The following is a 19,578-nucleotide window of genomic DNA, read 5'->3' on the forward strand; positions in this document are numbered from 1 at the left end:
AAGCGCTGCGGCTTACGACTTTGGGCCAAGAGCCACGGAACACAAGGGATAGACTGTTCACAATCGACTGAAAAAATGTCTACAATTTTTTTCAGGGCGACGTCTTAAGCATCACCGGATCGGTCAATGGCAATAACCAGCGCGCCTGTCCGTTTTTCAATCCGCCACGTCGCGACCTGTCAACCACCCAACCTCGAGCCTCGACCTGCCTGCCCTGCAGTTGCTCCAGCGTCGACATGTCGAAGCGCTTCAGCAGATTGGGCGCAACCCGCAGCACAACTGAATCCTGCAACTCGATCCAGATTCCGCCGCCGTTGCGCTGAACCTTACTCACAACGCCACCCACAACGGCAAACCCGGAACCTCTGATTTGCCCTGCTTCAATCACAGGGGACTGGCGCCATAACCCGAGTCTGGCCTGGCGAGCACTTTGCTCGGCGGCTTGCTGGCAGGCCGCCAGCTCGACATTAGGCGCCACCGCCACCTGAAAACCCAGGCCCTCGGCAAGCATTTGCGCTTCAAGATTGGCACCATCGGCACCGTAGACATGGGCCAGGGTTCGGCCATAGCGGTCTTTACGCTCTTTTCCGGGAAGCAGACCGACCCGCCCGGCGCTCGCCGCTACCAGGGCCTCCAGACGCTTGCGCGCCGCGACAGCGAAGGGCTCGTCAGCGCGGCCTTTCTTGCCAAGCTCTGGAGTGTTCAAGCCGATCATCCGCACATTGCGGCCATCGGTCAGCCGCAACGTGTCGCCGTCGACTACTCGCTGCACCTGGGCCGGTGCCAGGCTGCCGGGTGCAGGGCAGGAGGCCTGGGCGCCGGAAAGCCAAATCGCGGACACAAAAAAGGCGCCCGCGAGGGACGCCTTTTTCAACAGCAAGGAAAGGCCCAAAGGGCGTTTCAACCTTACTCTGCAGCAGCAGGAGCTTTCTTGCCGAAAGCGCCGAAACGGTCTGCGAAGCGCTGTACACGGCCGCCAGTATCCAGAGTCTTCTGCTTACCGGTGTAGAACGGGTGGCACTCGTTGCATACGTCAGTGCCCAGTGGCTTGCACAGGTTCGAACGAGTTTCGAACTTGTTACCGCAGCTGCAAGTTACCAGGATGGTTTCGTATGCTGGATGGATATCGGCTTTCATGGTGTATTCCTCAGGCTAGCGTGCCGCCACTCAACACTATTGTTGAATACCGCACGTAATTAGGCCGCGGATTCTACCAGACAATCCCGATCACGCAAGCTGTCCCTTCTACCGACCGTCTGCTAGGCTCGCGACTTAAAGCACCCTCCCTGCAGGAGCGGGCTTGCTCGCGAAAGCGCTGTATCCGTTAGCACCATGGCGTCCGAGTCAACGCTTTCGCGAGCAAGCCCGCCCACACAGGTTTCATGCCCAGCCTGCATTTATTGCTCGCCCACAGAGACTCCCCCGCGTGCCCGACGCCATTTTGCGCCTAGCCCTGCCTTCGCCCCTGCGCCGCCTGTTCGATTACCGTGCTCCCGCCGGGGTCTTGCGTGCCCAGTTGCAACCGGGCATGCGCCTGCGGGTGCCGTTTGGCCGCCGGGAGATGATCGGGATCCTGGTAGAAGTCACCGACACCAGCGAAGTGCCTGTCGACAAGCTCAAGCCGGCCCTGGCCCTGCTCGACGTCACCGCGCCTTTGCCGCCGGCACTGTTCAAGCTGTGCCTGTGGACCTCCCAGTACTACCAGCACAGCCTCGGCGACACCTTGAGCTGGGCGCTGCCCGTGTTGCTGCGCCAGGGTGAGCTGGCCGAAGCGCGCCAGGAGCGCTTCTGGTCGGCCGCACCCGGGGCCAGCCTCGATGACCCGCGTATCGCTCGCGCCCCGCGACAGCGCGAGGCCCTGGCTACCCTGGCCCAGCATCCCCACGGCGTGGCCCACCAGCTGCTGAGCAAGTTGATGCTGAGCAAGGACAGCCTGGATCTGCTGCTGGCCAAGGACCTGGTGCAGGTGGAAATCCGCAAGCATGCCCCGGGTGCCCGTCACGAACACTGGCTGGCCCAGCCGGAGCTGCCGCTCAACCCCGAGCAACGTGCGGCCTATGAAGCCATTCGCGCAGGCTTCGACAGTTATCACGCGTTCCTGCTGGCGGGCGTTACAGGCAGCGGCAAAACCGAAGTCTATCTGCAACTCATCCGCGAAACCCTTGAAGCCGGAAAGCAGGCATTGGTGCTGATCCCGGAAATCAACCTGGGACCGCAAACCCTCGCGCGCTTCGAGCAACGTTTCAATGCACGCATCGCGCTGATTCACTCGGGGATCAACGACCGCGAACGCCTCGAAGCCTGGCTCGCCGCCCGGGATGGCGATGCCGACATTATTATCGGCACCCGCTCGGCACTGTTCACTCCGATGAAAAACCCCGGGCTGATCATCATCGACGAAGAGCACGACGGCTCCTATAAACAGCAGGAAGGTCTGCGTTATCACGCTCGCGACCTGGCGCTGGTGCGCGCCCGCCAGGAAAACATCCCGATCGTCCTCGGCTCGGCCACGCCTTCGCTGGAGAGCCTGCACAATGCCTACACCGGCCGTTACGGGCTGCTGCGCCTGAACGAGCGCGCCGGTGGCGCCAAGCAACCGCGCTTCCTGCGCCTGGACGTAAAGAGCCGTCCGCTGGACAGTGGTATTTCCGGCCCCATGCAGCAGGCAATCGGCCAGACCCTGGCTGCCGGGCAACAGGTATTGGTATTTCTCAACCGTCGGGGTTTTGCCCCGACTCTGCTGTGCCACGACTGCGGCTGGATGTCTGAATGCCAACGCTGTGATGCGCGAATGACCGTGCACCAACGCTCCGGCGAACTGCGCTGCCACCATTGCGGCTATGTCGAACGCGTGCCTCGGCATTGCCCGAAATGCGCCAAAGTGGATTTGCGCCCGGTAGGGGCTGGCACCGAGCGCGCCGAAGAGCGACTGGCGATTCTGTTTCCAGAGGTGCCGGTGCTGCGTGTAGACCGCGACAGCACCTCGCGCAAGGACGCCATGAACCAGTTGTTCGCGACCATCCAGAAAGGCCAGCCGTGCATTCTGGTGGGCACGCAGATGCTTGCCAAAGGTCATCACTTTCCCAGGGTGACCCTGGTGTCGATCCTGGATGCCGACGGCGGCCTGTTTTCCGGCGACTTCCGCGCCAGCGAACGCATGGCCCAGCTGATAGTGCAGGTCGCCGGGCGCGCCGGGCGTGCCGAGGAACCTGGCAGAGTGATCATCCAGACTCACCTGGCCGATCATCCGCTGCTGGTGCAACTGACCGAGCAGGGTTATTTCGCTTTTGCCGAGCAAGCATTGAGCGAGCGGCGTTCGGCGGGCTTGCCACCCTTTGCCCACCTGGCGCTGTTGCGCGCAGAGGCACACAAACCGGGGCAGGCCGAAGGCTTTCTTGACGAAGCATGCAGCGAGGCCGAGCGTTTGCTGGCTGAGCAGAATTTGACCGGCATTGAGCTGCTCGGGCCGGTGCCCGCACCCATGGAGCGACGCGCGGGCCGGTATCGCGCTCAGCTATTGTTGCAGGCGACAGCCCGCGCGCCGCTGCATCGGCTGCTGAGCAGCTGGTTGTTGGCGCTGGAGCAGATGCCGAGTGGGCGAGCGGTGCGCTGGTCGCTGGATGTCGATCCCGTCGATTTGTATTGAAGGTCAAAAGATCGTCCGAACGCGGCCCGAGCCTTCGGCAGCTCCTACCCCGGTCGCGCTTATCTGTAGGAGCTGCCGAAGGCTGCGATCTTTGCCGCTTTTGTCACCGCATATCCATAACCTGCCCGCTATAGTTGGCAAGCCCGTCTCCGCCACGGATAATGCCCAGTTTTTCCACCCGCGCATCCAGGCGCTGCCGCGCTTGCGGTCGAAAGAGAGCATCATGAAAGACACCATTCGCCAGCTGATCCAACAAGCCATCACCCAACTCGTCAACGAAGGTGTGTTGCCTGAAGGCCTGTCGCCGGCGATCCAGGTGGAAAACTCCCGCGACAAGAAGAACGGCGACTTCGCCAGCAACATCGCCATGATGCTGGCCAAACCGGCAGGCATGAAGCCCCGCGACCTGGCGGAAAAAATCATCGCCGCGCTGCCATCCGATGAAAACATCACCAAGACCGAAATCGCCGGCCCGGGCTTCCTGAATTTCTTCCAGAACACCCAGGCCCTGGCCTCGCGGCTTGACGCGGCCTTGGCAGACGCAAACATCGGTGTGCGCAAGGCAGGCCCGACCCAACGCACCGTGGTCGACCTGTCCGCGCCCAACCTCGCCAAGGAAATGCACGTCGGCCATTTGCGCTCGACCATCATTGGCGACGGCGTGGCTCGCGTCCTGGAGTTCCTCGGCGACGACGTGATCCGTCAGAACCACGTTGGCGACTGGGGCACCCAGTTCGGCATGTTGATGGCTTATCTGCAGGAAAACCCGATTACCAGCGACGAACTGTCGGACCTGGAAAACTTCTACCGCGCCGCCAAGGGCCGTTTCGACGAATCCGAAGAGTTCGCCGACCGTGCCCGCGGCCTGGTGGTCAAGCTGCAAGCCGGCGACCCGGAATGCCTGGCGTTGTGGACCAAGTTCAAAGACATCTCCTTGTCCCACTGCCAGAAAATCTACGAGTTGCTGAACGTCAAGCTGACCATGGCCGACGTGATGGGCGAAAGCGCCTACAACGACGACCTGATCAACGTGGTCAACGACCTCAAGGCTGCCGGCATGCTGGTGGAGAGCAACGGCGCCCAGTGCGTGTTCCTCGACGAATTCAAAAACGCCGACGGCGACCCGCTGCCGGTGATCATCGTCAAGGCCGATGGCGGCTACCTGTACGCCACCACCGACCTGGCGGCCGTGCGCTATCGCAGCGGCAAGCTCAAGGCTGATCGCGCCCTGTACTTCGTCGACCAGCGCCAGGCCCTGCACTTCCAGCAAGTGTTCGCCGTGGCCCGCAAGGCCGGCTTCGTGACCCATCCGATGGAAATGGAACACATGGGCTTCGGCACCATGAACGGCGCTGACGGCCGTCCATTCAAGACCCGCGATGGCGGCACCGTGAAACTGATCGACCTGCTGACCGAGGCCCAGGAACGCGCCTACACCCTGGTCAAGGACAAGAACCCGGAGCTGGCCGAAACCGAGCTGCGCAACATCGCCAAGGTGGTGGGCATCGGCGCGGTAAAATACGCCGACCTGTCCAAGCACCGCACCAGCGACTACAGCTTCAACTTCGACCTGATGCTGAATTTCGAAGGCAACACCGCGCCGTACCTGCTGTACGCGTACACCCGCGTGGCTGGCGTGTTCCGCAAGCTGGGCAAGGATTTCAGCGAAGTCGAAGGCCAGATCACCCTGGAAGCCGTCCATGAGCACGAACTGGCGGCCAAGCTGGCGCAGTTCGGTGAAGTCCTCAATAACGTTTGCGACAAAGGCACGCCGCACATTCTGTGCACCTACCTGTACGATGTCGCGGGCCTGTTCTCCAGCTTCTACGAGAACTGCCCGATTCTCAGCGCCGAAACCCCGGCGCAAATGCAGAGCCGCCTGCGCCTCGCCGCGCTGACCGGTCGCACTCTCAAGCAAGGCCTGGAACTCTTGGGTCTGGAAACTCTGGAGCGTATGTAAGTTGGCTGCCAAGAAAAAACCTGCACCCAAGCGTGGCGCCAGCCGTTACCAGGCACCTGCCAAGCAACCGATCCCGGGATGGCTGTGGATGGCCATCGGCCTGACGGTCGGTGCGTTCATTGTATTCCTGATGAAACTGGAGCCTGGCAAAGGCAGCGAGAGCGTCAAGCGCGAGAAGATTGAGCAACAGAAAGCCACCCGGATCGCCGAGGCCAACAAGACCCCCCCGAGCCCGACGCAACCGGTGAAGCCAAAGTACGACTTCTACACGTTGCTGCCGGAATCGGAAGTCATAGTGCCTGCTGATGCCGTGCCGGAAAAAACCTTGCCGACACCCCAGGTGCCCGCGATTCCGACCACTCCGGTGACGCCGGAGCAAGCCGCCAAGATCGACACTGCGCGGGCGCAGGCAGCACTGGCCGGGATTACCCCGCCACCAGCGCCGCCGGTAAGCAAGGCCGCACCGGTGACCAAGTTCTTCCTGCAGGCCGGTTCGTTCCGCAAGGAGGCTGACGCAGACAAGGTTCGGGCGCAGATCATCCTGCTGGGCCAGGCCGTGGCGGTTGAGTCCGGCACCGTGAAGGACGAGACCTGGTACCGGGTGCTGGTCGGGCCGTTCAGCAATCGCGAACAACTGACCACCGCGCAGAAACAACTGGCGGGCAGCGGCTTCAGCAACCTGTTGTTACAACAACGCCAAAGCCGCTGAGTTCGTCAGCCACACTGCGTTATCGTTTATCGCGGGCAAGCCTTGCTCCCAACCTGTGGTGGCAAGGTTACCCACACTGCCGAGCTCGCGCAGGAACGCACAAACCTGTGGGAGCAAGGCTTGCCCGCAGTGACATTTGTACCGTCATCACCACACGCGAATCGTCCACCGCTCGTCCTCTCTCCCTCCCCGCAGTTGAAAAACCCGTCACCACCCCCATATGAGTTTCCATAAGGCATTTTCGCCCCGCTGCGTGGAGACTCTCCCTTGACCACCATCGTTTCAGTTCGCCGCCACGGCAAAGTCGTCATGGGCGGCGACGGCCAGGTTTCTCTCGGCAATACCGTGATGAAAGGCAACGCGAAGAAAGTTCGTCGCCTGTACCACGGCCAGGTTATCGCCGGTTTTGCCGGGGCTACGGCTGACGCCTTCACCCTTTTCGAGCGATTTGAAGGTCAGCTTGAGAAACATCAGGGTCACCTGGTTCGCGCTGCTGTCGAACTCGCCAAAGAATGGCGTACCGACCGTACTCTGAGTCGTCTCGAAGCCATGCTGGCAGTGGCCAACAAAGATGCTTCGCTGATCATCACCGGCAACGGCGACGTGGTCGAGCCTGAAGAAGGCCTGATCGCCATGGGTTCCGGTGGCGGTTACGCCCAGGCCGCCGCAAGCGCGCTGCTGAAGAAGACCGACCTGTCTGCCCGGGAAATCGTCGAAACCGCACTCGGCATCGCTGGCGACATCTGCGTATTCACCAACCACACCCAGACCATTGAGGAGCAGGACTGCGCCGAATAAGCCTGTTTCGGCCTTTGTGCCACGGCTCATTCTTGCTTGAGGTCCGCCAATTATTATGTCCATGACTCCCCGTGAAATCGTCCACGAACTCAATCGCCATATCATCGGCCAGGACGATGCCAAACGCGCCGTCGCCATCGCCCTGCGTAATCGCTGGCGCCGGATGCAGCTGCCCGAAGAGCTGCGCGTTGAAGTAACCCCCAAGAACATTTTGATGATCGGCCCGACCGGTGTCGGCAAGACCGAAATCGCCCGTCGCCTGGCCAAGCTCGCCAACGCGCCGTTCATCAAGGTTGAAGCGACCAAGTTCACCGAAGTCGGTTATGTCGGTCGCGATGTCGAATCGATCATTCGTGACCTGGCTGACGCCGCGATGAAACTGCTGCGCGAACAGGAAATGACCAAGGTTCGCCACCGCGCCGAAGACGCCGCCGAAGAGCGCATTCTTGACGCCCTGCTGCCACCGGCACGCGCGGGCTTCAACAGTGACGAAGCGGCTCCGCCTGCCGACTCCAATACCCGCCAGCTGTTCCGCAAGCGCCTGCGTGAAGGCCAGCTGGATGACAAGGAGATTGAAATCGAAGTCGCCGAAACGGCCGGCGTCGATATCTCCGCGCCGCCGGGCATGGAAGAGATGACCAACCAGCTGCAGAGCCTGTTTGCCAACATGGGCAAGGGCAAGAAAAAAGCGCGCAAGCTCAAGGTCAAGGAAGCGCTGAAACTGGTGCGCGACGAAGAGGCCGGGCGCCTGGTCAACGACGAAGAGCTCAAGGCCAAGGCCCTGGAAGCGGTTGAGCAGCACGGTATCGTGTTCATCGACGAAATCGACAAGGTCGCCAAACGCGGCAACTCCGGCGGCGTCGATGTCTCTCGCGAAGGCGTGCAGCGCGACTTGCTGCCGCTGATCGAAGGCTGCACCGTCAATACCAAGCTGGGCATGGTCAAGACCGATCACATCCTGTTCATCGCCTCGGGTGCGTTCCACCTGAGCAAGCCGAGCGACCTGGTGCCGGAACTGCAAGGTCGCCTGCCGATCCGCGTTGAGCTCAAGGCACTGACGCCAGAAGACTTCGAGCGCATCCTCAGCGAGCCACATGCGTCCCTGACCGAGCAATATTGCGCACTGTTGAAAACCGAAGGCCTGGGTATCGAGTTCCAGCCGGACGGGATCAAGCGCATCGCCGAGATCGCCTGGCAGGTGAATGAAAAGACCGAGAACATCGGGGCCCGTCGCTTGCACACGCTACTGGAGCGCCTGCTTGAAGAAGTGTCGTTCAGTGCCGGCGACCTCGCCAGCGCCCACGACGACAAGGTGATCATGATTGACGCCGAATACGTCAACAGGCACCTGGGCGAATTGGCGCAGAACGAAGACCTGTCCCGTTATATCCTGTAGGTCACCTGCCGCCCCGTAGGAGCTGCCGCAGGCTGCGATCTTTTGATCTTGATTTTGGTAGAGTCAAAAATCAAAAGATCGCAGCCTGCGGCAGCTCCTACAGGGTGCGTCACCCGACGGACGACCTTTCATGACCCAACTCCCCACCGACATCAAGCTGCACAAAGCCTCGAAAACCCTGTCGCTGAAATACGCGTCCGGCGAGGAACATCACCTGCCCGCGGAATTCCTGCGCGTGCACTCCCCTTCCGCCGAGGTCCAGGGCCACGGCAAACCCATCCTGCAATTTGGCAAGATCGGCGTCGGCCTGAGCAAGGTCGAACCGGCCGGTCAGTACGCACTGAAATTGACCTTCGATGACGGCCACGACAGCGGCCTGTTCACCTGGGAATATCTGTATCAGCTGGGCGTGCGCCAGGAAGACCTCTGGAACGATTATCTTGCAGAGCTCAAGGCTGCCGGAAAAACCCGCGACCCGAACCAATCCGTCGTCAGGCTGATGCTCTAGTCCGCACCTCTTGCTCATTAGAAGGCATTTTCTAATTTCATCTGTTTGAATGCTCCGCTCCAGGGCCGACGATTAGCCCGCTTGCGAAAAAAATTAAACTCGGGTAACCAATGGAGCTGGCAAGTTCCCTGCAGTGCTCTCTGCATAAAAGCAGTGGTGCAGAACTATCGGTCACCCGAGTAGTAGTACCTGGCATTTGCTGTGTGACTACACAGCTGGACTCAGGTACTCGTCTCAGGACAATGGAGCGTCGTAGATGAGTAACAAGAATAACGATGACCTGAAATCTCAGGCCTCGGAAAATACCTTGGGGCTGAATCCTGTCGTTGGACTGCGTAGAAAGGATCTTCTGGGCTCAGCTCGAATGGTGCTGACCCAAGCCATCAAACAACCGATTCACAGCGTCAAGCACGTTGCCCATTTCGGCCTCGAACTCAAGAATGTCCTGTTCGGTAAATCCGAACTCCAGCCTGCCGGTGATGATCGCCGCTTCGCCGACCCGGCCTGGAGCCAGAACCCGCTCTACAAACGTTATCTGCAAACCTACCTGGCGTGGCGCAAGGAACTCCACGACTGGATCGACGACAGCAGCCTTTCGCCCAAGGATGTCGCCCGCGGGCACTTCGTCATCAACCTCATGACCGAGGCAATGGCTCCGACCAACAGTGCAGCCAACCCGGCGGCGGTCAAACGCTTTTTCGAAACCGGGGGCAAAAGCCTGCTCGACGGCCTCTCGCATCTGGCCAAGGACCTGGTACACAACGGCGGCATGCCCAGCCAGGTCAACATGGGTGCGTTCGAAGTGGGCAAGAGCCTGGGCGTGACCGAAGGCGCGGTAGTGTTTCGCAACGACGTACTGGAGCTGATTCAGTACCGGCCGATCACCGAGCAGGTGCACGAGCGCCCGCTGCTGGTAGTGCCACCGCAAATCAACAAGTTCTATGTATTCGACCTCAGTCCGGACAAGAGCCTGGCGCGGTTCTGCCTGCGCAACAACGTGCAGACCTTCATTGTCAGCTGGCGCAACCCGACCAAGGAGCAGCGCGAGTGGGGCCTGTCGACCTATATCGAAGCGCTCAAGGAAGCAGTCGACGTCGTCACCGCTATCACCGGCAGCAAGGACGTGAACATGCTCGGCGCCTGCTCCGGCGGGATCACCTGCACTGCGCTGCTGGGCCACTATGCCGCGATCGGCGAGAAGAAGGTCAATGCCCTGACGCTCCTGGTCAGCGTCCTGGACACGACGCTGGACAGCGACGTGGCGCTGTTCGTCGACGAGCAAACCCTCGAAGCCGCCAAGCGCCACTCCTATCAGGCCGGTGTACTGGAAGGCCGCGACATGGCGAAAGTCTTCGCCTGGATGCGCCCCAACGACCTGATCTGGAACTACTGGGTCAATAACTACCTGCTGGGCAACGAGCCGCCGGTGTTCGACATCCTGTTCTGGAACAACGACACCACGAGATTGCCTGCCGCCTTCCATGGCGACCTGATCGAGATGTTCAAAAACAACCCACTGATCCGCCCGAATGCACTGGAAGTGTGCGGCACCGCCATCGATCTGAAGCAGGTCACGGCCGACATCTTTTCCCTGGCCGGCACCAACGACCACATCACGCCGTGGAAGTCCTGCTACAAGTCGGCGCAACTGTTCGGCGGTAACGTCGAGTTCGTGCTGTCGAGCAGCGGCCACATCCAAAGCATTCTGAACCCGCCTGGCAATCCAAAGTCACGTTACATGACCAGCAGCGAAATGGCGGTGAACGCCGAGCAGTGGCAGGAGAATTCCACCAAGCACACTGACTCCTGGTGGCTGCACTGGCAGGCCTGGCAGGCGGAGCGTTCAGGCAAGCTGAAGAAATCGCCGACCAGCCTGGGCAACAAGACCTTCACCGCCGGCGAAGCTGCACCGGGGACTTACGTACACGAGCGGTAACCGATACACCTCGGTCTGCAGGAGCTGCCACAGGCTGCGATCTTTTGATCCTGGTTTTCAAAATCAAGATCAAAGATCGCAGCCTTCGGCAGCTCCTACGGGGTTCGGGGATGAATTCACCCACAGGGCCTGACGCATGCCGCAACCGTTCATTTTTCGTACCGTCGACCTGGATGGCCAGACCCTCCGGACCGCCGTACGCCCCGGCAAGCCTCATTTGACGCCCTTGCTTATTTTCAACGGCATCGGCGCCAACCTGGAGCTGGTATTTCCGTTTGTCGCCGCGCTGGACCCGGACCTGGAAGTCATCGCCTTCGATGTTCCGGGAGTGGGTGGCTCGTCGACGCCAAGTCGGCCCTACCGCTTTCCGGGCCTGGCGAAACTCACGGCACGCATGCTCGACTACCTCGACTACGGCCGGGTCAACGTGATCGGCGTGTCCTGGGGCGGCGCCCTGGCCCAACAGTTTGCCTACGACTACCCCGAACGCTGCAAGAAACTCGTCCTGGCTGCGACTGCGGCCGGTGCGGTGATGGTCCCGGGTAAACCCAAAGTGCTGTGGATGATGGCCAGCCCCAGGCGCTACATCCAGCCGTCCCATGTGATCCGTATCGCACCGATGATTTACGGCGGCTCGTTCCGCCGCGATTCGACCCTGGCGGCCAGCCACGCGGCGAAAGTCCGTTCAGCGGGCAAGCTTGGCTATTACTGGCAGCTGTTCGCCGGCCTTGGCTGGACCAGCATTCACTGGCTGCACAAAATTCACCAGCCGACCCTGGTTCTGGCAGGTGATGACGACCCATTGATCCCCCTGGTCAACATGCGCCTGCTGGCCTGGCGGATTCCCAACGCTCAGCTGCACATCATCGATGACGGTCATTTGTTCCTGATCACCAGGGCCGAAGCGGTGGCGCCGATCATCATGAAATTCCTCGAAGAGGAACGCCAGCGCGCAGTGATGCACCCGCATCCGGCGCCATTGGGCGGTTAACCGGCACCGACGTTTGGTCACAAAAAGGAATCGGCAGGACGCCGTACCGCGCAACAACCCGTTAGTGCGGCTATGGTGTTCTGGTCCAGTGAGTTTGTTTTTGGCCTGAAGACGAAGGAGTGTTGAGTCATGCGCGAAAAACCAGTGCGGGATTCCCTGCCCACTCCCGCCGCGTTCATCAACGCACAAAGTGCGATTACCGGCTTGCGTGGCCGCGATATGCTGTCGACCTTGCGCAGTGTGGCCGCTCACGGCTTGCGCAATCCGCTGCACAGTGCCCGGCACGCGTTGAAGTTCGGCGGCCAGTTGGGTCGCGTGCTGTTGGGCGAAACCCTGCACCCGACCAACCCGCAGGACAATCGGTTTGCCGACCCCGCTTGGAGTCTCAATCCATTTTACCGCCGCAGCCTGCAGGCCTATCTCAGCTGGCAGAAGCAAGTCAAAAGCTGGATCGACGAGAGCAATTTGAGCCCCGACGATCGAGCCCGCGCGCACTTCGCGTTCGCCTTGCTCAACGACGCCGTGGCACCTTCCAACTCTTTGCTCAACCCGCTGGCAATCAAGGAAATCTTCAACTCGGGTGGCAACAGCCTGGTGCGCGGAATCAGCCATCTGGTCGATGACTTGCTGCACAACGACGGCCTGCCCCGGCAAGTCACCAAACAGGCCTTCGAAGTCGGGAAAACCGTCGCGACAACCACAGGCTCCGTGGTGTTTCGCAATGAATTGCTGGAGTTGATCCAGTACCGGCCGATGAGCGAGAAACAGTATTCGAAACCCTTGCTGGTGGTGCCGCCGCAGATTAACAAGTACTACATCTTTGACCTGAGCCCCGCCAACAGCTTCGTCCAGTTCGCCCTGAAAAACGGCCTGCAGACCTTCATGATCAGCTGGCGCAACCCCGATGTACGTCACCGTGAATGGGGTCTTTCGACCTACGTTGAAGCTGTCGAGGAAGCGATGAACGTTTGCCGGGCGATCACCGGCGCGCGGGAGGTCAACCTCATGGGCGCCTGCGCCGGGGGCCTGACCATTGCCGCGCTGCAAGGTCACCTGCAGGCCAAGCGCCAGCTGCGCCGGGTCTCCAGCGCTACCTACCTGGTCAGCCTGCTGGACAGTCAGATGGACTCCCCCGCCACCCTGTTCGCCGATGAGCAGACACTGGAAGCTGCCAAGCGTCGCTCTTACCAGAAAGGTGTGCTGGACGGCCGCGACATGGCCAAGGTGTTCGCCTGGATGCGTCCCAACGACCTGATCTGGAGTTACTTCGTCAACAATTACCTGCTGGGCAAAGAACCGCCGGCCTTCGACATTCTCTATTGGAACAACGACAACACCCGTCTGCCAGCGGCGCTGCATGGCGATCTGCTGGACTTCTTCAAACACAATCCGCTGACTCACCCCGGCGGGCTGGAGGTGTGCGGCACGCCAATCGACCTGCAGAAGGTCACGGTCGACAGCTTCAGCGTGGCCGGCATAAACGATCACATCACGCCGTGGGATGCGGTGTACCGCTCCACCTTGCTGCTTGGCGGCGACAGGCGTTTCGTGCTGTCCAACAGCGGCCACGTGCAGAGCATCCTCAACCCGCCGAGCAACCCAAAAGCCAATTTCATCGAAGGCGCCAAACTGAGCCTCGACCCACGGGCCTGGTTTTATGACGCCAAGCAGGTCGACGGCAGCTGGTGGACCCAATGGCTGAGTTGGGCCCAGGCACGCTCAGGGGCGCAGAAAGAAACCCACATGGCACTCGGCAATCAGAACTATCCACCGATGGAGGCTGCACCCGGCACCTATGTGCGAGTGCGCTGACGTTCAACGAACCATTAAGAAGACTGGATGAAGACCCGCGACCGGATTCTCGAATGTGCCTTGCAGTTGTTCAACCAGAAGGGCGAACCGAACGTTTCGACCATGGAAGTGGCCAACGAAATGGGCATCAGCCCGGGCAACCTCTACTACCACTTTCACGGCAAGGAGCCGCTGATACTGGGTTTGTTCGAGCGCTTTCAAAGCGAACTGTCGCCGCTGCTCGACCCGCCGCCGGACGCGCAATTGGCACCGGAAGATTACTGGCTGTTCCTGCACCTGATTGTCGAGCGACTGGCGCATTACCGCTTCCTGTTTCAGGACCTGTCCAATCTGGCAGGCCGCCTGCCCAAACTGGCCAAGGGGATCCGCAACCTGCTCAACGCGTTGAAGCGCACGCTGGCCTCGCTGTTGGCGCGCTTGAAGGCTCAGGGACAGCTGGTCAGCGATACCCAGGCACTTGGGCAATTGGTAGAGCAGATCACCATGACCTTGCTGTTTTCACTGGACTACCAGCGGATCCTCGATCGCGAGGGCGAGGTCCGGTTGGTGGTTTACCAGGTCATGATGCTGGTGGCGCCGCACTTGTTGCCGCCGATCAAGGTGGCGACCGAGCACCTGGCGATGCAGTACCTGGAAGAACATCAGTAAAAATCACCGCACAACGCCGTACAACGCCGTAGGAGCTGCCGTAGGAGCTGCCGAGTGAAACGAGGCTGCGATCTTTTGATTTTTAAAGATCAAAAGATCGCAGCCTTCGGCAGCTCCTACGTAGATTCCGGAGATCATGGATGATAATGGAGGTCATGGAGGTCATGTTGTGCATAAAAAACGCCCGACCTTTGCAGGCCGGGCGTTTTTATTGAGTCCTGGAATCAGGACTGACTGGTTGGCGTCGATGGTGCTGGCGCGGCAGTCGGGGTTGCAGCCGGGGTCGGCGCGGCGGCCGAGTTCGACGTGCTGGCCGGGGTCGGCTTGGCGGCAGCCGTTGCGGCTGGTTTTGCTGCAGCGGCTTTCGGCGCCGCCGGCTTCTTCACTGCAGGCTTCTTCGCTGCGGCAGGTTTTGCCGCTGGCTTGGCAGCGGGTTTGGCCGCTGTGCTTTTTGCAGCAGGTTTGGCTGCCGGCTTGGCGGTGGCTTTTGCAGCAGCAGATTTGACGGCTGACTTCGCTGCAGCAGGTTTCGCTGCGGCAGTCTTGGCCACCGACTTCGCGGCAGACGCGGCTTTCGCTGCAGTCTTGGCTACCGGCTTGGCGACAGCTTTGGCCAGTGGCTTGGCAGCCGGTTTGGCCGCTGCGGTTTTAGTCGCCACTGGCGCAACCTTGGCGCCGGTGAGTTTTTCGATCTGCTTGGTCAGGGTATCGACCTTGCTATGCAGTGCCTTGACTTCATTACGGCTCGGCACGCCCAGACGCGAAATAGCGCTGTTCAGGCGCTTGTCAAAAGCACCTTCGAGCTCATCCCACTTGCCCAGTGCACGATCTTTCACGCCGCTGATGCGCGACTTGGCCGAAGTGGCGGAGTCTTTTGCCGCATCGACTTTATCGCCGACTGCATTCTTGGCGAGCTTCTCGGCTTTCTCGCCGTCTTTTACCAAGGTATCGAAGAGCTTGCTGCCGTCAGTGTCGATCTTCGAGTACACGCCTAAACCGGCCAGCCAGATTTTGCGGGAGTAGTCTTCAACTTTCCCGATCCACGAGCTGCCTTCTTTTTCGATGTTCTTTTTACCAGCCATCCCGTTCTCCTTAAGATTTACGCGCGACGCGTTCGAGCAATGCCGTCAGCTCATCGAGCTTAGCAGAGAGTGTCTCAACGTCATGTTTAGACGGAATGCCGATACGATTCAAGGCACTTGCAACGCGCGAGTCAAAAGCCTTCTCGACCTTGTCGAGTTGCAGTTCGACTTTGCCTTTAAAACTACTGACTTCACTCTTTGCTTCATCGATCTCGGAGTTGGCGGCTTCAAGTTTTTCCGCAACGACCTTTTTGCCTTTTTTTTCAACAGTTTGACCTTCCTTGATCAACTCCTGAAAGTATTCGCTGCCTTCTTGGCCAACCTTGGTGTAGGCCCCCAGGCCTGCCAGCCAGATCTTGCGGGCATAAGATTTGACGTCGCCCAGAGCAGATGTCGAAGCGTCGATTTTTTTCTTCAAAATAACTTTGGCCATGGTGCACCTCACGCGCAGAAGGTTTGAGGAACTGCCCGCGAAAGAGTCGGGCTCAGGCACAAAGTAGTGAGAATAATTAGAAACGGCACCCTAACAACTGACATGAAACGGTGGTGCCTGAATGAAAAGATCGCAGCCTTCGGCAGTTCCTACAGAGGAATGTGGACTCTGTAGGAGCTGCCGAAGGCTGCGATCTTTTGATCTTCAGGCCAGGGCCTTGTCCAGCGCCTTTTCAATCTCGGCTTTGATCATACCGCTCATGGCCGACATCATCAGGCCCAACTCCACGTCGACCTTGATAGAATCCTCGGCCACATGCACCGCGCCCTTCACCCCCGAGCGCTTGAGATTCAGGGTATCGCCCGCCCACTGCGGCTCCAGGCCGTACTGATCGGACAGTTTCTGCGCCAGCTGGTCGGCCTTCTCGCGAGCCGCTTCCTTGCCCAGCGCGTGGGCACGTTCAACACTAATACGGGCCATCAAATGACTCCTGCTTTATGAATGCTTCCTGAAGCATCTTGACCGCCGCTGCGGCAAAACGTCCCGGTGATTGCCTATCTTACCTTTAGCCACTCCAAGACAAAGCAGGCCACCGGGATTAGAATGTCCCGCATTCTCTTCTGGTGACAGCGATATGACTGATCAGCGCAAAGGCAGCGATGCCGAACCCACCACTCACTTCGGTTTCAAAAACGTTCCGGAAAGCCAAAAAGCGGAGAAAGTCGCTGAGGTCTTCCACTCGGTAGCCGCCAAGTACGACCTGATGAACGACCTCCTGTCGGGCGGCATGCACCGTTTGTGGAAGCGTTTTGCGATCGAACTGTCGGGTGTTCGCACCGGTAACCGGGTGCTGGACATCGCTGGCGGCACCGGCGACCTGACGAAAAAATTCTCGCACCTGGTAGGCCCTACTGGCCAGGTCGTGTTGGCCGACATCAACGAATCCATGCTCAAGGTCGGTCGTGACCGCCTGCTGGACCTCGGTGTTGCCGGCAACGTCGAATTCGTCCAGGCCGATGCGGAAAAGCTGCCCTTCCCGGACAACCATTTTGATTGCGTGACCATCGCCTTCGGCCTGCGCAACGTGACGCACAAGGAAGACGCCCTGCGTTCGATGCTGCGCGTACTCAAGCCGGGTGGTCGCCTGCTGGTGCTGGAATTCTCCAAACCGACCAACGCACTGATGTCCAAAGCCTACGACGCCTACTCGTTCGCCTTCATGCCGTTGATGGGCAAGCTGATCACCAACGACTCGGAAAGCTATCGCTACCTGGCCGAATCGATCCGCATGCACCCGAACCAGGAAACCCTGAAGTCGATGATGGTCGAGGCCGGTTTCGACCGCGTGACCTATCACAACATGACCGCAGGTATCGTTGCCCTGCACCGCGGCATCAAACCCTGATGTTGCTGGCCGGCCTGCTCGCCAGCGTTGAGCTCGGTCTTAACCGGGTGCTGCGCCTCGACAGCACGGCCTTGCCGCGCCTGGCGCATTTGAGTGGCAGGGTGATCGCCGTCGATTGCCGCAACCCGGCATTCCAGCTGTTCATTCTGCCCAGCGACGAAGGCCTGATGCTCGCCTCCCAGTGGGAGGCCGGCGCCGACTGCACCTTGCGTGCCCCGGCCTCAAGCCTGCTGAAACTGGCCATGAGCAAGGACAAGACTGCCGTGCTGCACGGCCCGGAAGTCGAGCTCGACGGCGACAGCGGCGTGCTGCTGGAACTGGCGGCGATCCTCCAGGACCTCGAGCTGGACTGGGAGTACGAACTCTCGCGCTGGCTGGGCCCTGTGGCAACACAACTGGTCGGCGGTCATTTGCGCAGTCGCGCGCGCTGGTACCAGCAAGGATTTGTCAGCCTCGGCCAAAACCTGGGCGAATACCTGGCCGAAGAATCGCGCACCCTCGTCGGTCAGCGCGAAGCCGAAGCCCGTTTCATTGAACTGGACCAGATCAAACTTGATCTGGAACGTCTTGAGGCGCGTTTCGAGCGCCTTTCCCGATCTCTCGACCCAAGCGATAACGCATGAAGCTGCTTGCCGTCCGCCGTTTGTTGCGCATCCAGCGCGTTGTGATTCGCTACCGTCTCGATGACCTGCTGTTCGCCCTGCCGCTGCCCTGGTTCCTGCTGGCGCTGCGGTATGCATTGCCGTGGCGCTGGTTCCCGCGCAAAACGCTTGAGCTGAGCCGCGGCGCCCGACTGCGCCTGGCCCTGCAGGACCTGGGACCAATCTTCATCAAGTTCGGGCAGATCCTGTCCACCCGCCGCGACCTGCTGCCGGAAGACATCGCCGATGAATTGATGCTGCTGCAGGACCGTGTCCCGCCGTTCGATTCGCAAGTGTCGATCAAACTCATCGAAGAGCAGCTGGGCAAGAAGATCAGCGAAGTGTTCAGCCGATTCGACGTCCAACCGCTCGCTTCGGCTTCGGTAGCGCAGGTGCATGCCGCGCAGCTCAAGACCGGTGAAGAAGTCGTGGTCAAGGTGATCCGCCCCGGCCTCAAGCCGATCATCGCCCAGGACCTGGCATGGCTGTTCATCCTGGCTCGCGCGGCAGAAAAACTCTCGGCCGATGCGCGCCTGCTGCATCCGGTGGACGTGGTCCAGGACTACGAGAAAACCATCTACGACGAACTCGACCTGCTGCGCGAAGCCGCCAACGCCAGCCAGCTCAAGCGCAACTTCGAAGGCTCGCCACTGCTCTACGTGCCGCAAGTCTATTGGGATTGGTGCCGGCCCAAAGTGCTGGTGATGGAGCGCATCTACGGGGTTCAGGTGACCGACCTCGCGACCCTGGCCGACCAGCGCACCGACATGAAGATGCTCGCCGAACGCGGCGTCGAAATCTTCTTTACCCAGGTGTTCCGTGACAGCTTTTTCCATGCCGACATGCACCCGGGCAACATCTTCGTCAGCACCGTCAACCCGTGGAGCCCGCAGTACATTGCGATCGACTGCGGCATCGTTGGCAGCCTGACCCCGGAAGACCAGGACTATCTGGCCCGCAACCTGTTCGCTTTCTTCAAACGCGACTATCGGCGAGTGGCCCAGCTGCATATCGATTCGGGCTGGGTGCCGGCGGAAACCAAACTCAACGAATTCGAAGCGGCGATCCGCACTGTATGCGAACCGATCTTCGAAAAACCGTTAAAAGATATTTCATTCGGCCAGGTGCTGATGCGCCTGTTCCAGACCGCTCGACGCTTCAACATGGAAGTACAGCCGCAGCTTGTCCTGTTGCAAAAAACCCTGCTGAACATCGAAGGCCTGGGCCGCCAGCTGTACCCGGACCTCGATCTGTGGAACACCGCGCAACCGTTCCTCGAACGCTGGATGCGCGAGCGCGTCAGCCCCAAAGCGTTGCTGGGCAACGTGCAGAGCCAGTTTGAACAGCTACCGCACCTGGCCAACATGGCCCGCGACCTGCTCGAACGCATGTCCCAGCCTCACGCCTACGACCCGCCGCCACCCTGGCACCGCCGACGTGACGACTGGTTCCTGCGCCTGCTCGGCACCGCTCACCTGGCGGGCGGCGCAGTACTCGCGATCGGCGGCCCGCTGAACGACCTGGCCTATTGGCCAGCCGGAATCATGATGGCGGTCGGTTTGTATCTGGTCGTTCGCCGATAGCCAGTTGTGTGATCCGCTGGCACACTGTTT

At 60.3% G+C, this 19,578-nt stretch carries 18 protein-coding genes; 13 read left to right on the top strand and 5 right to left on the bottom strand.

All coding sequences use genetic code 11. The features are described from left to right. Positions 1-91: 91 nt before the first annotated feature. Both UB23_RS25090 and rpmE read right to left on the bottom strand, forming a co-directional pair. A complete protein-coding gene (locus UB23_RS25090; protein ID WP_045062029.1) occupies positions 92-880 on the bottom strand; it encodes a thermonuclease family protein in 789 nt (262 codons plus the stop codon). A gap of 26 nt (positions 881-906) precedes the next feature. Next, positions 907-1,137 carry a 50S ribosomal protein L31 gene (rpmE, locus tag UB23_RS25095; protein ID WP_045061944.1) on the bottom strand — a complete coding sequence of 77 codons (231 nt, stop codon included), beginning with the start codon at positions 1,135-1,137 and terminating at the stop codon, positions 907-909. A gap of 289 nt (positions 1,138-1,426) precedes the next feature. On the opposite strand from rpmE, the gene UB23_RS25100 reads away from it, so the two are divergent. The 10 genes from UB23_RS25100 (at position 1,427) to UB23_RS25150 (ending at position 14,404) form a co-directional block, all read left to right on the top strand. Further along, complete coding sequence (locus UB23_RS25100) at positions 1,427-3,646, top strand: primosomal protein N' (RefSeq protein ID WP_045061945.1); 2,220 nt, start codon at positions 1,427-1,429, stop codon at positions 3,644-3,646. Positions 3,647-3,869: 223 nt separating this feature from the next. Then, positions 3,870-5,606 (top strand): arginine--tRNA ligase, encoded by a 1,737-nt coding sequence (gene argS, locus UB23_RS25110; protein ID WP_045061947.1) that lies wholly within the window; start codon positions 3,870-3,872, stop codon positions 5,604-5,606. Between the two features lies 1 nt (position 5,607). Next, positions 5,608-6,315, top strand: coding sequence for an SPOR domain-containing protein (locus UB23_RS25115; protein ID WP_045061948.1), 708 nt, complete (start codon positions 5,608-5,610; stop codon positions 6,313-6,315). Positions 6,316-6,582: 267 nt separating this feature from the next. After that, entirely contained in the window at positions 6,583-7,113 is a 531-nt protein-coding gene (gene hslV / locus UB23_RS25120) for an ATP-dependent protease subunit HslV (protein WP_007948954.1), read from the top strand. Between the two features lie 55 nt (positions 7,114-7,168). Continuing rightward, positions 7,169-8,509 (top strand): ATP-dependent protease ATPase subunit HslU, encoded by a 1,341-nt coding sequence (gene hslU, locus UB23_RS25125; protein WP_045061949.1) that lies wholly within the window; start codon positions 7,169-7,171, stop codon positions 8,507-8,509. 130 nt (positions 8,510-8,639) lie between these two features. After that, positions 8,640-9,017, top strand: coding sequence for a gamma-butyrobetaine hydroxylase-like domain-containing protein (locus UB23_RS25130; RefSeq protein WP_045061950.1), 378 nt, complete (start codon positions 8,640-8,642; stop codon positions 9,015-9,017). Between the two features lie 256 nt (positions 9,018-9,273). Beyond that, on the top strand, positions 9,274-10,953 hold the full coding sequence (gene phaC, locus UB23_RS25135; RefSeq protein ID WP_045061951.1) for a class II poly(R)-hydroxyalkanoic acid synthase: 1,680 nt from the start codon (positions 9,274-9,276) through the stop codon (positions 10,951-10,953). 136 nt (positions 10,954-11,089) lie between these two features. Beyond that, a complete protein-coding gene (gene phaZ, locus UB23_RS25140; RefSeq protein ID WP_045061952.1) occupies positions 11,090-11,944 on the top strand; it encodes a poly(3-hydroxyalkanoate) depolymerase in 855 nt (284 codons plus the stop codon). Between the two features lie 129 nt (positions 11,945-12,073). Then, the gene (gene phaC / locus UB23_RS25145; protein WP_045061953.1) at positions 12,074-13,756 is read left to right on the top strand and encodes a class II poly(R)-hydroxyalkanoic acid synthase; all 1,683 of its coding nucleotides are present in this window, start codon (positions 12,074-12,076) and stop codon (positions 13,754-13,756) included. 27 nt (positions 13,757-13,783) lie between these two features. Next, complete coding sequence (locus UB23_RS25150) at positions 13,784-14,404, top strand: TetR/AcrR family transcriptional regulator (protein WP_045061954.1); 621 nt, start codon at positions 13,784-13,786, stop codon at positions 14,402-14,404. Positions 14,405-14,628: 224 nt separating this feature from the next. Here the strand turns inward: UB23_RS25150 and UB23_RS25155 are convergent, their stop codons facing one another. The 3 genes from UB23_RS25155 to UB23_RS25165 form a co-directional block, all read right to left on the bottom strand. After that, positions 14,629-15,486 (bottom strand): phasin family protein, encoded by an 858-nt coding sequence (locus tag UB23_RS25155; protein WP_045061955.1) that lies wholly within the window; start codon positions 15,484-15,486, stop codon positions 14,629-14,631. 10 nt (positions 15,487-15,496) lie between these two features. Continuing rightward, on the bottom strand, positions 15,497-15,919 hold the full coding sequence (locus tag UB23_RS25160) for a phasin family protein (protein WP_045061956.1): 423 nt from the start codon (positions 15,917-15,919) through the stop codon (positions 15,497-15,499). A gap of 204 nt (positions 15,920-16,123) precedes the next feature. Then, complete coding sequence (locus tag UB23_RS25165; protein WP_045061957.1) at positions 16,124-16,399, bottom strand: polyhydroxyalkanoic acid system family protein; 276 nt, start codon at positions 16,397-16,399, stop codon at positions 16,124-16,126. Positions 16,400-16,553: 154 nt separating this feature from the next. Between UB23_RS25165 and ubiE the strand changes: the two genes are divergently transcribed. Genes ubiE through ubiB form a run of 3 tightly spaced genes read left to right on the top strand, consistent with a single transcriptional unit; the run spans position 16,554 to position 19,548 of the window. After that, positions 16,554-17,324 (top strand): bifunctional demethylmenaquinone methyltransferase/2-methoxy-6-polyprenyl-1,4-benzoquinol methylase UbiE, encoded by a 771-nt coding sequence (gene ubiE / locus UB23_RS25170; protein WP_007948968.1) that lies wholly within the window; start codon positions 16,554-16,556, stop codon positions 17,322-17,324. Further along, entirely contained in the window at positions 17,324-17,947 is a 624-nt protein-coding gene (locus UB23_RS25175; protein WP_045061958.1) for a ubiquinone biosynthesis accessory factor UbiJ, read from the top strand. Before ubiE ends, UB23_RS25175 begins: the two co-directional genes overlap by 1 nt. Continuing rightward, the gene (ubiB, locus tag UB23_RS25180; RefSeq protein WP_045061959.1) at positions 17,944-19,548 is read left to right on the top strand and encodes a ubiquinone biosynthesis regulatory protein kinase UbiB; all 1,605 of its coding nucleotides are present in this window, start codon (positions 17,944-17,946) and stop codon (positions 19,546-19,548) included. Before UB23_RS25175 ends, ubiB begins: the two co-directional genes overlap by 4 nt. The last annotated feature ends 30 nt before the right edge of the window (positions 19,549-19,578 follow it).

The organism is Pseudomonas sp. ES3-33, from assembly GCF_000952175.1.
GTDB lineage: Bacteria > Pseudomonadota > Gammaproteobacteria > Pseudomonadales > Pseudomonadaceae > Aquipseudomonas > Aquipseudomonas gregormendelii.

Excerpts from the sequence above, each read along its gene's own strand:
- rpmE (WP_045061944.1), bottom strand. The coding sequence starts at position 1,137 with ATGAAAGCCGATATCCATCCAGCATACGAAACCATCCTGGTAACTTGC.
- argS (WP_045061947.1), top strand. The coding sequence starts at position 3,870 with ATGAAAGACACCATTCGCCAGCTGATCCAACAAGCCATCACCCAACTC.
- hslU (WP_045061949.1), top strand. The coding sequence starts at position 7,169 with ATGTCCATGACTCCCCGTGAAATCGTCCACGAACTCAATCGCCATATC.
- UB23_RS25130 (WP_045061950.1), top strand. The coding sequence starts at position 8,640 with ATGACCCAACTCCCCACCGACATCAAGCTGCACAAAGCCTCGAAAACC.
- phaC (WP_045061951.1), top strand. The coding sequence starts at position 9,274 with ATGAGTAACAAGAATAACGATGACCTGAAATCTCAGGCCTCGGAAAAT.
- phaZ (WP_045061952.1), top strand. The coding sequence starts at position 11,090 with ATGCCGCAACCGTTCATTTTTCGTACCGTCGACCTGGATGGCCAGACC.
- phaC (WP_045061953.1), top strand. The coding sequence starts at position 12,074 with ATGCGCGAAAAACCAGTGCGGGATTCCCTGCCCACTCCCGCCGCGTTC.
- UB23_RS25150 (WP_045061954.1), top strand. The coding sequence starts at position 13,784 with ATGAAGACCCGCGACCGGATTCTCGAATGTGCCTTGCAGTTGTTCAAC.
- UB23_RS25155 (WP_045061955.1), bottom strand. The coding sequence starts at position 15,486 with ATGGCTGGTAAAAAGAACATCGAAAAAGAAGGCAGCTCGTGGATCGGG.
- UB23_RS25160 (WP_045061956.1), bottom strand. The coding sequence starts at position 15,919 with ATGGCCAAAGTTATTTTGAAGAAAAAAATCGACGCTTCGACATCTGCT.
- UB23_RS25165 (WP_045061957.1), bottom strand. The coding sequence starts at position 16,399 with ATGGCCCGTATTAGTGTTGAACGTGCCCACGCGCTGGGCAAGGAAGCG.
- ubiE (WP_007948968.1), top strand. The coding sequence starts at position 16,554 with ATGACTGATCAGCGCAAAGGCAGCGATGCCGAACCCACCACTCACTTC.
- UB23_RS25175 (WP_045061958.1), top strand. The coding sequence starts at position 17,324 with ATGTTGCTGGCCGGCCTGCTCGCCAGCGTTGAGCTCGGTCTTAACCGG.
- ubiB (WP_045061959.1), top strand. The coding sequence starts at position 17,944 with ATGAAGCTGCTTGCCGTCCGCCGTTTGTTGCGCATCCAGCGCGTTGTG.